At 34.3% G+C, this 15,567-nt stretch carries 22 protein-coding genes and 1 pseudogene; 5 read left to right on the top strand and 18 right to left on the bottom strand.

The features are described 5' to 3' along the window. Window positions 1-57 precede the first annotated feature (57 nt). The 17 genes from WFZ85_RS07460 to WFZ85_RS07540 form a co-directional block, all read right to left on the bottom strand. Window positions 58-645, bottom strand: coding sequence for a hypothetical protein (locus WFZ85_RS07460; RefSeq protein WP_342695658.1), 588 nt, complete (start codon window positions 643-645; stop codon window positions 58-60). Further along, window positions 629-1,813 (bottom strand): DNA cytosine methyltransferase, encoded by a 1,185-nt coding sequence (locus WFZ85_RS07465; protein WP_342695659.1) that lies wholly within the window; start codon window positions 1,811-1,813, stop codon window positions 629-631. The genes WFZ85_RS07460 and WFZ85_RS07465 overlap by 17 nt, the downstream gene beginning before the upstream one ends. Next, a complete protein-coding gene (locus WFZ85_RS07470) occupies window positions 1,794-2,246 on the bottom strand; it encodes a hypothetical protein (protein WP_342695660.1) in 453 nt (150 codons plus the stop codon). Before WFZ85_RS07470 ends, WFZ85_RS07465 begins: the two co-directional genes overlap by 20 nt. Next, window positions 2,243-2,578: a hypothetical protein gene (locus tag WFZ85_RS07475; RefSeq protein ID WP_342695661.1), complete on the bottom strand. Its 336-nt coding sequence runs from the start codon at window positions 2,576-2,578 to the stop codon at window positions 2,243-2,245. The genes WFZ85_RS07470 and WFZ85_RS07475 overlap by 4 nt, the downstream gene beginning before the upstream one ends. Further along, window positions 2,575-2,811: a hypothetical protein gene (locus WFZ85_RS07480; RefSeq protein WP_091467245.1), complete on the bottom strand. Its 237-nt coding sequence runs from the start codon at window positions 2,809-2,811 to the stop codon at window positions 2,575-2,577. Before WFZ85_RS07480 ends, WFZ85_RS07475 begins: the two co-directional genes overlap by 4 nt. Beyond that, on the bottom strand, window positions 2,808-3,008 hold the full coding sequence (locus WFZ85_RS07485) for a hypothetical protein (protein ID WP_342695662.1): 201 nt from the start codon (window positions 3,006-3,008) through the stop codon (window positions 2,808-2,810). The genes WFZ85_RS07480 and WFZ85_RS07485 overlap by 4 nt, the downstream gene beginning before the upstream one ends. After that, entirely contained in the window at window positions 3,005-3,478 is a 474-nt protein-coding gene (locus WFZ85_RS07490) for a hypothetical protein (RefSeq protein WP_342695663.1), read from the bottom strand. The genes WFZ85_RS07485 and WFZ85_RS07490 overlap by 4 nt, the downstream gene beginning before the upstream one ends. After that, a complete protein-coding gene (locus WFZ85_RS07495; protein WP_342695664.1) occupies window positions 3,453-3,800 on the bottom strand; it encodes a hypothetical protein in 348 nt (115 codons plus the stop codon). Before WFZ85_RS07495 ends, WFZ85_RS07490 begins: the two co-directional genes overlap by 26 nt. A gap of 75 nt (window positions 3,801-3,875) precedes the next feature. Continuing rightward, window positions 3,876-4,016 carry a hypothetical protein gene (locus WFZ85_RS07500; protein ID WP_342695665.1) on the bottom strand — a complete coding sequence of 47 codons (141 nt, stop codon included), beginning with the start codon at window positions 4,014-4,016 and terminating at the stop codon, window positions 3,876-3,878. Between the two features lie 3 nt (window positions 4,017-4,019). Further along, on the bottom strand, window positions 4,020-4,217 hold the full coding sequence (locus WFZ85_RS07505; RefSeq protein WP_342695666.1) for a hypothetical protein: 198 nt from the start codon (window positions 4,215-4,217) through the stop codon (window positions 4,020-4,022). Beyond that, on the bottom strand, window positions 4,214-4,930 hold the full coding sequence (locus WFZ85_RS07510) for a DUF3164 family protein (RefSeq protein WP_342695667.1): 717 nt from the start codon (window positions 4,928-4,930) through the stop codon (window positions 4,214-4,216). Before WFZ85_RS07510 ends, WFZ85_RS07505 begins: the two co-directional genes overlap by 4 nt. Beyond that, a complete protein-coding gene (locus WFZ85_RS07515) occupies window positions 4,923-5,210 on the bottom strand; it encodes a hypothetical protein (protein ID WP_342695668.1) in 288 nt (95 codons plus the stop codon). Before WFZ85_RS07515 ends, WFZ85_RS07510 begins: the two co-directional genes overlap by 8 nt. 113 nt (window positions 5,211-5,323) lie before the next feature. Next, entirely contained in the window at window positions 5,324-5,674 is a 351-nt protein-coding gene (locus WFZ85_RS07520) for a hypothetical protein (RefSeq protein ID WP_342695669.1), read from the bottom strand. Between the two features lie 2 nt (window positions 5,675-5,676). Continuing rightward, window positions 5,677-6,306, bottom strand: a complete 630-nt coding sequence (locus WFZ85_RS07525) for a P-loop NTPase family protein (RefSeq protein WP_342695670.1) — start codon at window positions 6,304-6,306, stop codon at window positions 5,677-5,679. Continuing rightward, window positions 6,306-7,184: an ATP-binding protein gene (locus tag WFZ85_RS07530; protein WP_342695671.1), complete on the bottom strand. Its 879-nt coding sequence runs from the start codon at window positions 7,182-7,184 to the stop codon at window positions 6,306-6,308. The genes WFZ85_RS07525 and WFZ85_RS07530 overlap by 1 nt, the downstream gene beginning before the upstream one ends. An 11-nt stretch (window positions 7,185-7,195) precedes the next feature. Beyond that, entirely contained in the window at window positions 7,196-9,232 is a 2,037-nt protein-coding gene (locus WFZ85_RS07535; protein ID WP_342695672.1) for a hypothetical protein, read from the bottom strand. Between the two features lie 205 nt (window positions 9,233-9,437). Beyond that, window positions 9,438-9,638: a hypothetical protein gene (locus WFZ85_RS07540; RefSeq protein WP_342695673.1), complete on the bottom strand. Its 201-nt coding sequence runs from the start codon at window positions 9,636-9,638 to the stop codon at window positions 9,438-9,440. Between the two features lie 90 nt (window positions 9,639-9,728). On the opposite strand from WFZ85_RS07540, the gene WFZ85_RS07545 reads away from it, so the two are divergent. The 5 genes and pseudogenes from WFZ85_RS07545 (at window position 9,729) to lpdA (ending at window position 14,182) form a co-directional block, all read left to right on the top strand. Next, entirely contained in the window at window positions 9,729-10,412 is a 684-nt protein-coding gene (locus WFZ85_RS07545) for a LexA family transcriptional regulator (protein WP_342695674.1), read from the top strand. 549 nt (window positions 10,413-10,961) lie between these two features. Beyond that, a pseudogene (locus WFZ85_RS07550) lies at window positions 10,962-11,414 on the top strand (ATP-binding cassette domain-containing protein); the annotation flags it as partial. Between the two features lie 2 nt (window positions 11,415-11,416). After that, window positions 11,417-12,295 carry an HlyD family secretion protein gene (locus WFZ85_RS07555; RefSeq protein ID WP_342695675.1) on the top strand — a complete coding sequence of 293 codons (879 nt, stop codon included), beginning with the start codon at window positions 11,417-11,419 and terminating at the stop codon, window positions 12,293-12,295. Then, window positions 12,291-12,704 (top strand): HlyD family secretion protein, encoded by a 414-nt coding sequence (locus WFZ85_RS07560; protein WP_342695695.1) that lies wholly within the window; start codon window positions 12,291-12,293, stop codon window positions 12,702-12,704. The genes WFZ85_RS07555 and WFZ85_RS07560 overlap by 5 nt, the downstream gene beginning before the upstream one ends. Window positions 12,705-12,793: 89 nt before the next feature. Next, window positions 12,794-14,182 carry a dihydrolipoyl dehydrogenase gene (lpdA, locus tag WFZ85_RS07565; RefSeq protein ID WP_342695676.1) on the top strand — a complete coding sequence of 463 codons (1,389 nt, stop codon included), beginning with the start codon at window positions 12,794-12,796 and terminating at the stop codon, window positions 14,180-14,182. Between the two features lie 57 nt (window positions 14,183-14,239). Here the strand turns inward: lpdA and WFZ85_RS07570 are convergent, their stop codons facing one another. After that, window positions 14,240-15,550 carry a tetratricopeptide repeat protein gene (locus tag WFZ85_RS07570; protein WP_342695677.1) on the bottom strand — a complete coding sequence of 437 codons (1,311 nt, stop codon included), beginning with the start codon at window positions 15,548-15,550 and terminating at the stop codon, window positions 14,240-14,242. Window positions 15,551-15,567 lie beyond the last annotated feature (17 nt).

Raw genomic sequence — 15,567 nt, forward strand, 5'->3', positions numbered from 1 at the left:
ATTAAAATTTTTACAAAATTAATGTTTTGTTTTTAGTTTTTTTTACGTTTTTCCACATTAATACCTTAAATCCGTCCAATGTATAATTTTACCTTTAAAGTTTTTATTGAAATAGGCAAATAGCTCGTCTGGAGTATCAAATCCGTCGTTATTGGCAAAAGTAGGAATTGTGTAGGAACTTGAAACTACAGAGCCATTAAATAAATAGGCATCGCCATAAAAACGGTCGTCAATCTTAATAGTACATATTCTGTCAAATTTTGTGCCTAAACAAGTATGGTTTTCTGTGTTTTCTTTCCAAATGAACTCAATTTTTTGTGTGCTTACTACTGGCAGAACTGGAGCAAAACGATACATATTAGGTTGACGAACATTTATGAAAAAATCTATTTTAGTACCTACTTTCCAACGTTCTTTTAAGTCCTCTCGAACCGTATGTAATTTTGGATTAACTGAATCAACTTTTGCTAAAAAGTCATCCACATACATATAATTTAAAAAATCTCCTGCGTCATACAAATGGCCAACTGTACCAATGTATTTTTCGTGATCAGTTTTTTCATACTCGTTAAGCATTCCCTTTAATATTTTCTCAACAAAATATGTAGGACTACCGTTTATTATTGTGCTATATGGTAATATCATTGATTTTAATTTTAGTTGCTATTTGTTTTACTACTACGGTTGTAACCGCATTGCCGAGCATTTTAAACCGTTGTGTTTTTGGGATTGGTTTTACTTTGTCGTTATAAATTCCAAGTTTTGTCCAGTCATCCGGGAAACCTTGCAGGCGTTCGCATTCAATTTCGGTTAATCTTCTGATGGAGTCGTTAATCATTACGCCGTGCCTATCTTGGCAGTTCAAAGTAAACGATGGCTCACCGTCTTCTTTAAATCTTCTACCGCTTTGCCTTTTGTCGGTTCGGTTTGGAGTTAAGACGGCTCTAATTTTTATTACACCTTGACCGCTTCCGTCTTTTCTTGCACGTGCCGGAATAGTAGGAACATTATTAGATTGCACTTTTCTAAAACCTTGACCGTCTTTGTAGGTTCGTAATGTTCCGACTTCTATAGTAGTCATATCGGAGTGTAAACCGCCACTATTTCCGCCTCCAGTTAAACAATTGGCAACCTTTGGCACTTTTATAAAGGTGTCGGTATTTCTGCCACCCATTCTACTGGTTACAGTGGTACTACATTGGGCTTGAACCCTGTTTTTGTTTGATTGGCTTTTTTTACTAAAAATTTGACCATTTTCTCCGATAGGAAATACTCCGAGTTCACTTGCTCCTGCAAGATGTCCAACAAGGTAAATTCGCTCTCTATTTTGGGGTAAAAACCACCTTGTATTAAGCAATTGCCATTCAAGTCGATAACCCCCAATGTTGGTAAAGGCTTGCATAATTGCCCAAAAGTCTGCACCATCATTTGAGGAGAAAGCCCCTTTAACATTTTCCCAGATAAATACACTTGGTTTTGTTTCAGTAATGAGCCTAATTGCCTCGAGGATAAGGCTACTTCTTTGTCCGTCCAACCCCTCTCTTTTTCCTGCCAAACTAAAATCTTGGCAAGGACTTCCGAAAGTGATAACATCGGGGCGGTCAATTGACTCTCCTCGAACATTTGTAACTGATCCGACATAAATAGAATCTTTAAAATTATACTTGTAATTTGCTATTGCGTGTTTGTCTATTTCAGAGAAATAGTGTTTTTTAATGGCGTAACCTGCATCAATAAATCCCTTTGTAAATCCACCTATACCAATAAACAACTCTAATAAGACTATTTCTTTTTTAGGCTTTACTCCAGTCATCTTCAAAGTATCGTTGATTTATAAAAGTGGATAAATGAGCCTTTCCAGTTCCTTTACGTTGTAAATATTTATCGTAACCGGGCACAGCTAAAAAACATTTGATAATATCGGCCTCTTTTAATTTTTTGAATGCCTTTTCGCTTTCAATACGTTTAACCTTTAAGTTGTATTTGTCCCAAAGTGCCTCAAAGGTTAAAACGGGTTCGCCTTTTACAATTTCAAAATTGGCTTTTAGTTTAGTTTCCCATTCTTTTATTTGTTGTTCATAATATGGGAAATTACCTTTTTTAAAAAGCCAGTTAAATTGCACTTCTGAGGGTATGCCCTCTAAAACTTTAAACTCATTTAAAGTACCGTTTAAATGATATTTAAACCGCCATACAGTTGCAGAGTTTTTACTTTTTACGGTGTAGGTAATTAACTGGTCGTTCATGCTAATTTTTGGTTTAAATCATCAATTACAAGGTTTACTCTTAATCTTACATAGTGGTTATCGGTGTAAGTGAATAACTCCCTTAAAATAATTTCTAATGCCCAAGCCTCGTGATACTTTAATGTAATTTTATGCTTCTTTTTTGTATCGAATAAAGTGGCTTTTTTTACTAATTGTTTGGCTTTACTATCGAATTTATCGGCTAAATCGTAACCGATGGAGCGATAAACATTTACTTTTTTATCGTTTGACCTTTCCATATCGTAGATGTAACTTAAAAGTTCATTTACGGCAATAATAGAGTCGTTATTTAGTTTGAGTTCTATTTTCATTTTCTCTCATAAATTTCAAATTGAACGGAATAAGCTCGAGCATCGGGATTATATTTTCTGTATGTTGGTATTTGTTTCGGATCATCTCCAAACTCGATAAAACATTTGCGAATACTTTTAAGTTGCTCCTTTAAGTGTAGCTTATCTTTAGCAACTAATGTTAACGGTCGTTTATCTCCACCGTTATCATTTTTATACCATTTAATAGTCATAGTTCCTTCGTATGTTTTCATCTACAGTCGGTTTTTGGTTCGGTTAATATTTTTCCACAATAATCGCATTGTATAGCGGTTTTTTCGCAGTTTGCTACAACTTCAATAACTACTGTTGAAGTGTCGGCGTGGTTACATCCTTTACATTCATCTGATGTACAATAATCGTTTTCGGGTCGGAGGCAATAGCCATCTTCCGTATGTTTACAAGGTTTCATTTGTGAATACTTTTGATGATACCGTTTAAAGCTGCAATTACTTTTTCAAGTTCAAAGGGTTGCATATCCTTGAGTGGCTTTTTTACTGGCGACCTATCGGACTTTAAAAAGTTGCTTAATCGTTCCATGTCGGGAATTTCTCCATATTTGTCGCTTGGTACAGTCCATTGAGCCTGATACATACAAGATAATATTACCCGATGCTTTTGGTTTGATTTGTCAAACGTTGCCCAATTCTCGGAAGGTTTATTTACTGGTGTTGAGCCTTCCTGTGTCATAATGATTTTTTTAGCCTGTGCTTGAGTAATTGACTTTAAACTTGTACGCTTTACATCGCCAGTAACCCATTGCACCCATTCGGCTTTAATATCATCTTTGTACTGGCAGTTTTTCATTATCCGATTAACTTGCCATGTGAGTATAGGCAAGTGGTCGCCTATGGTCTCATTTGGTTTTACTTTCGTTGCCATCGTCAATTAATTTGTTTAAAGCATTATTTATAATTTGCCAAGATGGGTTTTGATGACCTGCGTATGATTTAGGTATTTCCGCTAATGCCTCTTTTAATGCAAAAACACATTCGTCAATTGCCTCTAAATTATATTTTTGAGCGAGGTTGCCCGCAAGTGATATTAATTCCGTATTTGCCTCCATTTTTAAAGTATCGGAATAATCATTCCCACACTCGCCCGACCAAACTGCTGCTATTTTATAACCGTCTTTAACATAAACATCATGCCTGTTGTTAATATTTACATACCATTCTCCTTGAGTAATTTTTTTGTTTGCCATTGTTGTATAATTTAAAAATTTGCTCCCGGCAAAGACTCGAACTTTGACTGTATGCCATTCGGGAAATCCACCTGACTAACTATTTATATCCTCTGCTATTTCATCAGCTTGTTTGCCAATGATTTTTAAGAGTGTTGGTAAATCATCGTTCCACTCCCAAAGTCTACCATCTACCCAACACTCCCAAGTGTCGCCTCTAAATGAAATTTCTATCATAGTCTAAACTTTATAGGTTGCCTTTGTGTGTTTCTTGAAATTTGGGTTACTTATTACGGCTTTTTTATAGTTGGTAAAAGCGTTTCGTTCTTGCTGTGTAAACTCCTCTCGAGCTATCCAATTGCCGTTACTGTCTTTGTAAATTTCTTTACCGTTTACCTCGTAAACCTCGTGGTCTGTTATTGGGACAATTGTTATCATACCGTAAATCTGAACTCTAATTTTTTAGGAATACCGTTTACATCAATAAATTTCCAACCGCTTACATACATAGAGTTTTGACGGCGTTGCTGTGCATTGAATATAATCTCTAATCCCTCGTTAAACTTTTCGGAGTTGAACTCATCACGTAGTTTGCTTAATTCGATAATTTTAACTGGGTTTAACATTCCTGTTTTTGCATTTGGCTTTAGGAATGTATTAACCATTTTGGCTAATTTTTTCACATTCTCGTCATCGGTAGCCAATGAGTTGATGTAACTCTTAATCATTTCCACACCGGAACTCTCCGTACCATCAAAACCAATCGTTACATTGTAGCCAATGGTTATAGAGGCACTTCCGTCTGAAAGTGTAGAAGTATGGCTATCTTGATTGTTTTTTTCAACACCGTATATATCGGCTTTGAGTTCTTTGATATGGTTGTAATCTTTGAAAAGAGCTGCGATAAAATCCTCAACGCTTTTGTGTTGGTTTACAAGGTGATCAATTTTACGGTTTACAAAGTCCTCCGATAGTTCTTTTAAAGCCTTTACGTTTTCGGTTTTTTTGGCTTTTTCTTGCTTTTCAAGCTCTTTGGCTTGCTCTACTAATGCCTTTCTCTCCTCGGGAGTTAAATCGGCTAAATTAATTTTACTCATGTTACTTAAAATTTGTGGTTCGTGTACTTCAATGTCGTTAATGTTGTTATTCATAATCTTTGTTTTGAGGTTGCCAGTTTTTAAAATGGACGGTTTTTAAAATGGTTTGTATTTTTGTTTCTATGTTTTCGGGAACTCGGTAAAATCTAACTTTATCATAATCGAGCTCTCTAAAGAGATAGTTTTTAAAGTCCATCATTGCGGCTCTTTCTTGATTTATTAAAATTCGCTCGGTAATGGTAAAGTGTTGTACCTCCTCGGTGTCGTATTGTAATACCGTAAGCAAATCAGCAATGCGGTTATTTACATTTTCTAAATGGTAGTCAAAATTCATTCTCTTTGCTTATTAGTTGCTGTTGTAATTCTCTTAAATCTGCCTGTACCTTAATACGGTCGGGGTGGCTATGGTTATGCTCAAGCCAATACTCGAGCTCCACTATTTTATTTTTAATTTGCTGTATGGTCATGATTGATAATGTTTAGCTTTTTAGCCTCGTGGATTAAAATTTTTGGGTAACGATTGAATATTTGAATAGAACATCTATTAAATACCTGCAAAGCATCTTTTGGCTTTATATTAGTTGCTCCATCATACTCTTGCATTATCTCCAAAAATTCGGCTTCAATTTTTTTAAACTCGGTTAAAAAATACTTGTTAATAGGAGTGTTTGCTACAACCTTTTGGAGGTCGTTTGTGTAGTTAATTGCGAAGTCCATACACCAACGTAGGTAAATGTTCATTACCATAAACTCGTAATCTTCCTGCGATTTGTTTAGCCTTACTAAAATTGCTTTCATAGTTAGTTGTTTAAAATTTGACTTCCGTGATACAGCATTGCTGTTTGTTCGTTTATTGTTATTGTGCCTCCCGGACATCTACCCGAAATAAAAGCAGTTAAGCCCTCGATGTGAACTATAATTTTTGCCAGTTTTTTACAAAGTTTAGCAGTTGCCGTGTAAGGCTCTCCTTTTTCTTCATGAGCTAAAAAAATCATGGTTGTAGTTGGGTATTGTAAAGCCAATCTTCGGAGTTCCCCATTTTTTAACTCGTCGTTGTAAACTGTTGTATTGTCAAAAATTATTATTTTAGGTGCATGGCGTTTATTTAATTTTTCTTTAACCTCTCCCAGTTCCACATAATCTGAAAATAAAAGCCGTTTGTTTTTTGGATCTACTCCGGCTCTTTTAACGGCATCCTTGAACTCCTTTTCTAAACCCTCCTCGCCCGAGATGTAAAGGGTTTTTTCATATTGGCTTAAATAGTCCGCTAACTTGAGAGCAAAAGTGGTTTTGCCGTGCTTTTCTTTTCCGTAGATAATCCAAATACCGCCTTTAGATGGTTGCCCAAAAATGGAACTCCACAAGCCCTTAAATTCAAATAGTTTAAAAGTTTTGGAAAGGAGGATATTCGTATTTATCGCTCTTGCCATTATGCTCCTATTTTTATTAAGGTTTCTAAATACCTAAGTGTTGTTTCTTTTCTCAAGCATTTTTTAACCAATAATTGTACTTTGTTCTGGTCGGGAGTGTTTGCTTGTGCAACCGCTCCAATTAGCTCCGAATAAAAAGCGTTACGGTCTAATTTGCCTTGTGGAACTAATTTTATAAACTCATCCGAGAAACGGCTAAATATTTCAGCATATCCTACCTTTTTACCGTTGATACCTCGCTCAATTTTTGCTCTTAATCCGTCCGCTCCAATCATATACCAACCGCAAACGCCATCTGTACCGTTCCACAGTTCTTTAAGTTCTAAAAAGGCCGTGTATTCTAAATCTCCTGCCTCGTCTAAAACGATAAGAGGCAACTCAAGAGTTGTTAAATAGTATTTTAAATTGGCTTTAACATCTACATACTTCCCGGTATTGTCGATACCCACCGTTTTCGCTAAAAGTCTAACAAATTGTTGTTTGGTTTTAGCTTGAGAGCAATCCACATAAAAAGTATTTTTCATTTTACGAATGATGTGTTTAGTGCAATAGGTTTTACCTATACCGCAGTCATCCACTAACACCATGGATTTGCTCAACTCTTTACAAAATCTTAAATTGTCCTCAATCTCGTTGTAAACAGATGTTCGGGCAACTTTCCATTTATCTTCGTAAACTTTTACTTGTAATTCACGTCCTAAAGTGATCCAAACCGTATCTGATAAAATACGCTCGGTTTCGCCGTTTTTAATTCTTGAGTAAATGGCAGGTTTAATGCCTTTTGATTTTGCATAATCGGAGTCAGAGCCTCCGTAGTTTTCTCTTGCCTCTAAAAGAGCGGTTACAACTTTTTGTTTAAATTCGTTTGTCAGGTTCATAACGTGTCAGGTTAAAGGTTAAAATTGGAACGCCATCCTTTTGGTTGAGCGTTGTTTATTAATACTAAATTGTCGTCGTTTTCGTCTTCAAAAACTTCTACAGGCTCCTCATTAAGTTCAAACCTTTTAAGGTTTGGAATGGTAAAGCCGTTGCTTTGTCTTTTTGGTGTATTTTCTAAAATATTAATGTTATCGATGTTGTTTCTTTGGCGTTTTGCAAATGCTTCTACAGATGCTACATATGCACTTTGCAACTGGTAGGCTTTGTCGTCTATTCCGTCCACTCTTTCGGCTTTTGCTCTGTTATATTTTGGCATTGGCATAATTTCACAAATCAAGCGTTCTTTATAGTACACTAATGCTTTTAAAACAGTTCCGTCGTTGCCGTCTAACCAATAAACATCTACCTCCTTATCCTCGATAATTTTCATTTTTTCGATAAGTGCCTCTCCAAGTAATATTTCGTTTGCTTCTGCTATGGCACGTTTCTCGCCTTGAAGTGTAATGTATCCTAATTTGCACGAGGTTTTAGTTTTATAACCAATTACAGGAAGTATTGCGGCCCAGTTGGTAGGTTTTAAATTTGGGTTTTGATTTTCTTTGAAGTATTCCCAAACAGAAACCTCGGGATTTTCCGGGTGTGGTTTATTGTTCCAATCTACCAAGTTTGATAAAGTCATATTAACCAACTGGTCGTAAGGAACTACCATTTCTTTTTTACCTTTTGCCTGTAAAGCTCCTATTTGGTTTTTTTCGCTTTTTGCTGTAGGCCTTGCCATCCAACCTGCCTCTTGTTTTTCGTGTCCGTAGCGTAACTCTCCAAATGCTCTCTCGATATACTTTGCACGAGCGTTGTTTGCTTCAATTCGCACCTCTTGGAACATTGCACCAGGTTTCAATAAGGAATCTCTAAAAGAACTGTTTAACGAACTTTCACACTCGAGCTCAAACGGAAGACAAAAACCCCAATCGGTATAGTTGCGTACCATTTGGCGGTAAAAATCTACGATTAAGCCCTCTTTTGTTTTACCATATACAAACGTGGTAAAACAGCGGCTCGCTACATCCATTCCGATATAATACCAAAGGCGGTCGCCTTTTTCATTGTAGATAAATGGAGGTTGACGGTCATCGATTGAGATAATTGAACCCGCTAATTTTGGTAATTCCATTTGATGATGTGGTTTGTATTGTCCCATATACGCCTGACGGTTTCCGCTACGTGAGGCATGAGTAGCAATGCGGTTTTTCCAAGCATTTAAGTAATTGATAATGGTTGCCTCCGATAGTTTTGGAAATTCTTTAGGGTTGTAAAGTTCTCCTGTGTCCTCGTTGTACACTTGAGCATATCCACTTAAAAACGCCTCATAGCTTCGAGCTATTTCGGTAGGACTTGGTTTGTGAGATTGATTTTTAAACAACGCATTTAAAATCATTTCTACACGGTCATCTACTTTTCGGGCATTTTGTTTACCCGTTCCGTTAGGGTCTTTAATCAACGAGTAGTATTTATTGTCTTTATACGCTTTTAATGACTGTTTAAATCGTTTTGAAACAGGTAGCGTATGTTCGTAGCCGTAATTTATTTTTAGTGAGTTTTGAAAACTCTCAACCTCGTAAATAAGAGTATCAATTACACCTCTTGAACTACCTCTCAAACTAATTCGCTTTTGCTCGAGTTCTATAACTGCATTCATAACGCTTGCATTGATTACATAACGCTCTTGCTCATCTTGTTTAAGAGCCAAACCGTTTCTTTTGAAAGTGCTGTAGTATCTACGTGCATCTGCATCTTCTTTATAGAATAACTCCAACGGGTTTTCTACTTTTCGAGGGTCGCCAAGGGCTTCTTGTATTTCGGGTTTTAGCGTATCAAAGTCAATTAACCCTTTCCCACTTTTAAAGCACCCATCAAGTCTCTTAATTCCAAATGGCTTATCTTTATATCTCCATAATTCTTGAAGTAAGTTCTTTTCTGAATTCCAAAATTTTGGAGTTAGCTCCCAAGTTTCTACCGCTACTTTGTTATGTTCGTATATAAAAGGCATGTTTTATATTTTTTGTTCCGACCAAGGACTTGAACCTTGCACTTGTAGGCGACAAACCTGTATCGGATAATTATTAGATTGACTTTAATCGGTTAATAATTGACCTTTTGATTACAAAGCCAAAAAGCATAGTAACCTTTTCAGAGTAGGCAATCCTGTCAAGTGCCTCGTTTAGATGATGAATAATTTTAGTTGTGATCATAGTTTAAACTTTTTGAATTGCTTTATTAATTTCACGTTCCATTTGCTTGTAGTCTTCACAAATTTTAAGTGAGGTATCACTCGTACGCTCTCCTCGTAAGGATTGACCGATAAACTGTGTGCTTAACCCGTATTTTTGTTTTAACTGTTTAATAATAGCAGGGTTATACTGATTGTAAGATTTCTTTTTGCTACTTTTGTCCATTGCTTAACTTGTTTCAAATTGTTTAGCAAATATATACAGTATTCTGTAATTTACAAATAAAAAATACAATTTTCTGTAAATTTATTTATTATGAAAGAAATAACTATAAGATTTATAGAGGTTTACAACTATCTTTTAGATATAAAGCAAGTAAAAAACGCCTCTGATTTTGCTGAAAAAATAGGCATAAGCAACTCTTTAATGAATGAAATATTAAAAGGAAGGTCAAATGTAGGTATAAAGCCAATACAGAGTACTGTAAAAAAATTCTATGGTTTAAGTTTGGACTGGATTATTAAAGGAGAAGGAAAAATGAGTAAGGATTTTGAAATTCCAGAACTAAAAGAAAAACACCCTAATGAGGAGTGGGCAATAGAAAATTACGGAATACCATTAATCCCAATAGAAGCGATGGCGGGATTTGGTACAGGGGAAACCTCTATATTAGAATTGGATTGTGAAAAATTTATAGTACCAACGTTTAAAGGGGCAGATTATTTAATTCAAGTTAAAGGTTCTTCAATGTACCCAAAATATAATAGTGGAGATATTGTGGCTTGTAAAAATTTATCTTTAAATGATGTATTTTTTCAATGGAATAAAGTTTATGTGTTAGATACCGTTCAAGGGGCGTTAATAAAACGAATTGATGTAGGGCCAGATGATGAACATGTTATGATTGTGAGTGATAATGAAAAATACAAACCTTTTCCTTTACATAAATCTGAAATTCATGCAATAGCAATAGTTATGGGTGTAATAAGATTAGAATAATACAACTTTTTTTATTACAAAAAATAATTTCATTATATAAACAACTGGTTTTAAAGTGTTTAATGTTTTTTATATATAAATAACTATGTATGTATAGGGGGTAGTTACTTGCATTTTTTTGACAAAAACAGCTATTTTTTACACTTAAATAGTGTTTTACTATCTATGTGAAAACATATAATTGTAGAATATAGAGTAGAATATAGTGTAGTTAGAATATTAAATAATTAAAAAAACGATGTTTTGGTTTTGTTGCTTTTAGGGTACAAAAAAAGGCTTAAAAATTAAGCCTAAATGAGCGGTTTTTTTGTTGTAAAGCCTTGTAAATGGTAGTTATTAGTAAATAACGCTCCGAAATGGCAAATAAATAACCTTGTACGGAATTTAAACGACAATTAAAGAGTAATTAAATTGCAGTTAATGGTAGTTATTGGCACATTTTAATTTAAACAAAAAAAGGACTTTTTTAGTCCTAATTAGTTGATTTTAAACGGCTTTTCAACCTTTTTTATATTATATTATTATTACATTTTAATTTATAGCCTATATAATATATCAGAGTCTGAACAAAATGAAATGATTGACAAAGAGAAACTAAATAAAGCTGCTTTTGTGGCCAATATGGATGATTTTATTCAAAAACTACCCAACAAGTATAATACAGAGTTAGGAACATCTGGAATTAGATTAAGCGGTGGTCAAGAACAAAGAATTATGATTGCAAGAGCAGTTTATAAAGATCCTTTTTACTTATTTTTTGATGAAGCCACCAGTGCATTAGATGCCAATAATGAAAAAGTGATAATGGAGAATTTGAACAGTTTTATTACTGGAAAAACTGCAATAATTGTTGCTCATAGATTAAGCACTGTTAAAAATGCAGACAATATTATTGTACTTGAAAATGGAGAAATTGTAGAACAAGGAAATCATAAAGAATTAACAAAACTACGAGGAAAATACTATGAATTGGTTAAAAATCAATTAGAATTAGGAAATTAAAGATGGAAGAACTGAATGATGGTTTAAAAATATATAGTGAAGAAGTTAGAGATGTACTTTCTGACCCTCCAAAAACTATTTTAAGATGGGGTAATACCATATTATTTAGTTTCATAATTGTCTTACTTTTAATTTCATGGTTTATAAAATATCCAGATATAATTACAACTCAAATCGTAATTACCACCAATATTCCACCCGAAAAATTAGTAGCAAGAAGTTCAGGAAAATTGGAAGTGATTTTGGTAAAAGATAGAATGAATGTTGCTAAAAACACTCCGCTTGCGGTTATCGAAAATTCTGCAAACTATCAAGATGTGTTCTTGTTGAAAAGTATTATTGACACTCTAAATATTGACAAAAATAAATTTCCGTTTGATAAATTAAAATCGGCTCAATTGGGAGAGATTGAAAGCTATTTTGCTGTCTTTCAAAAAGAAAGTATAGCCGATGAGTTGAACTCAAAACTGCAACCTTACCAAGTAGAAGACAATGCTCAAAGCTATGAAGCCATTCAATTGAAAGAGCGTTTGAGTTTGTTGGAAGCTCAAAAAAGCATCAATGACAAAGAATTAATTTTGCAGAAAAGTGATTTGGACCGATACGAAACTTTGTACAAAAAAGGAATTATTGCTACCCAAGAAATTGAAAAACAACGATTAATATATTTACAATCGCAAAAAAATTACAAAGGAGTTTTGAGTACTATTTCTAGTTTAAAATCGTCATTAAACGAGCTTAAGAAAAACAGTAAAACTACTCAAATAAACGAAAGTAAAGAAAATGTAAACTTGGAACGTAACGTAATTCAATCTTTTTACCAACTTAAAAAAGCGATTAAAGATTGGGAATTGAACTATTTTTTTACGCTCTTCTATTGATGGAAAAGTTAGTTTTTTACAACTTTGGGCAGAAAATCAAACAGTAAATGCTGGAGATAATGTGTTTGCTATAATTCCAACCAATCAAAGCGGTTATATTGGTAAAGTAAAAGCTCCTGCACAAAATTCGGGTAAAATAAAAGTTGGGCAAACGGTAAATATTCGATTGGCAAATTATCCTGATAGAGAATTTGGAATTATCAAAGGCGTCATACAAGCGATTTCCTTAACTCCTGACAAAGAGGGTAATTTATTGATTAATGTTTCATTGCCAAATAGTTTAGAAACTTCGTATAAAAAACAAATTGTTTTCCAACAAGAAATGAGCGGAACAGCTGATATTGTAACGGAAGATTTGAGATTGATAGAACGATTATTGTATCAATTTAGAGATATTTTTAAACGTTAGGTACAATCAATTAAAGAAATTAGATATTTCTTAATATTATTATTTAATTTTACAAACTGAAATTAATTTTGATAATACAGACTATAAAAATGAAATACGATATTATTGTTTTAGGAAGTGGTCCAGGCGGTTATGTTGCTGCCATTCGAAGCTCACAATTGGGTTTTAAAGTAGCCATAATCGAGAAAGAAAACCTTGGAGGTGTTTGTTTAAATTGGGGTTGTATTCCCACAAAAGCATTACTAAAATCGGCACAAGTTTTTGATTATTTAAAACATGCCTCTGATTATGGCTTAACGGTTTCGTCTTTTGATAAAGATTTTTCTGCCGTTGTAAAACGCTCAAGAGATGTGGCTGACGGTATGAGTAAAGGAGTTCAATTCCTAATGAAAAAAAATAAAATCGATGTCATTGATGGTTTTGGAAAATTAAAACTAGGAAAAAAAGTTGATGTTACTGACTCTTCTAAAAAAGTTACCGAATATTCAGCAGATCACATCATTATTGCTACTGGTGCACGTTCTCGTGAGTTACCAAATCTTCCTCAAGATGGTGTAAAAGTTATTGGTTACAGACAAGCAATGACTTTACCTGCTCAACCAAAATCGATGATTATTGTAGGTTCCGGTGCCATTGGTGTTGAATTTGCACATTTTTATAATACAATGGGAACTGATGTTACGATTGTAGAATTTATGCCCAATATTGTTCCTGTTGAAGATGAAGATATCTCCAAACAAATGGAACGTTCCATGAAAAAAGCGGGAGTAAAAATTATGACTTCATCATCAGTAGAACGAATTGATACGACAGGAAAAGGTGTAAAAGCGTTTGTAAAAACAGCTAAAGGTGAAGAGATTTTAGAGGCCGATATTTTACTTTCAGCTGTTGGTATAAAAACAAATATCGAAAATATAGGACTAGAAGAAGTTGGTATCAAAACTGATAAAGACAAAATTCTAGTTGATGGATTTTGCCAAACTAATGTTCCTGGTTATTATGCCATTGGTGATATAACTCCAGGACAAGCGTTAGCGCATGTTGCATCGGCAGAAGGCATTAATTGTGTAGAAAAAATTGCGGGAATGCATGTAGAACCAATTGATTATGGAAATGTACCCGGTTGTACTTATGCAACACCTGAAATTGCATCTGTAGGTTTAACTGAAAAACAGGCTAGAGAAAAAGGATATGAATTAAAGATTGGCAAATTCCCTTTTTCCGCATCAGGAAAAGCAAGTGCTGCTGGAACCAAAGACGGATTTGTAAAAGTTATTTTTGATGCAAAATATGGCGAATGGCTAGGTTGTCACATGATTGGAGCAGGTGTGACTGATATGATTGCCGAGGCTGTTGTAGCAAGAAAATTGGAAACTACCGGACATGAAATATTAAAAGCAATTCATCCTCATCCCACAATGAGTGAAGCGGTGATGGAAGCGGTTGCCGATGCTTATGGTGAAGTTATTCATTTGTAAAACAAAAAAAATCCCGAAATTAAAATTTCGGGATTTTTGTTACTAGCAATTTGAGTTTTATTGTTTTGCTTTTAAAGCTTTAATTTTATCAGTCATTTCCAAAGCACCATAAACGCTTAGTAATGTTTTTTTAGCAGAATCGTTATCAGGTTGTAAATCCACAGCTTTTTCTAAATAGGGCAAAATAGATTTAAAATTCTTATCTCTTTCTGATTTTAAAACCTCATAACGTTTATTATCTTTTTCGGATGTACCAAGCTTGTTCATCTCTGTCACAAATTTTTCATCTGTTCTAAGTTTTAGCTCAGCTAAATTCAAATTAGCATCAAAATAATTTGGATTAATTTCTAATGCTTTCTTGTAATATTTCTCCGCCTCTTCTAATTTGTTTGAATTAGAACTAATAACACCTAGATTGAAAACTAACTCCGCATTGTTTGGATCATTTTGCAATACTTCACCAACTAAACGCGAATACGTTTCCATATCATTTAATTTTAAATACAAATTAGCTTCTGTCATGAGAAGTGATTTGTCGTCAGGATTTGCTTTTTTAGCATCAATAACAGCAGTTTTTGCTTCCTCAATTCTTCCTTTGTCAATTAATATTAGCGCAATGTTCTTATAAATTTCTCCACGTTGAGAAGGCAATTTTTCATCTCTTGGTTTTTCGTGGGTTCCTGATTTAACAAACAAATCACGTTGCACTTTGGTTGGAAAAGTTTCCTCTGATTTTGATGCTTTATTTGTAGCCCAAAATAAAGTAGTCTCTCCAGTGTAATTCGAATTTTTCAACTCGGTGTAGTACTGAAGTGCTTTGTCATACTCCATTGATGTGAATGCATAACTTGCAGCGTATAATAATTTATCTTGATCTTTTTTGTCCAATAAATAAATTGAATAAAGAACATCCGAAGATTCATTAAATTTTTTTGCTTCACCTAATCTAACCGCTGCACCAATTAACTCGGGCTTGAGAATTGTAATCTTAGCATTAATATCATCAGTGTATATTTTTTTTCCAGTCTTCTTTTCATATTCTAAGGTTTCAATCAAACCCTTTTGTACTTCAACAATTGTTTTTGTTGTCATGATTTGGGCTTTTTGCGCTGGTGTAGCTGTTTGTCCCAATGCTGCAATCTCAACTATTGGAAACACTGATTTGTAATATACTAAAGCAACTTTGTCAATTTCTTCAGTAGCTAAACCTTCTAGCTTAGTTAGATTTGCCCGATATTCTTGAACATCTGCTGGTTTTGGTGCGTCTTTTGCATAGATTTTCTTCAATGCTTTCAGCTCCTCTTTTTGAGCAAAAGAAGAAAAAGAAACTAGTATTGCCGTTGTCAATAAAATGTGTTTAATTTTCATGTGGTTGTATATTTAAA

The organism is Flavobacterium aureirubrum (assembly GCF_038739835.1).
Lineage (GTDB): Bacteria > Bacteroidota > Bacteroidia > Flavobacteriales > Flavobacteriaceae > Flavobacterium > Flavobacterium aureirubrum.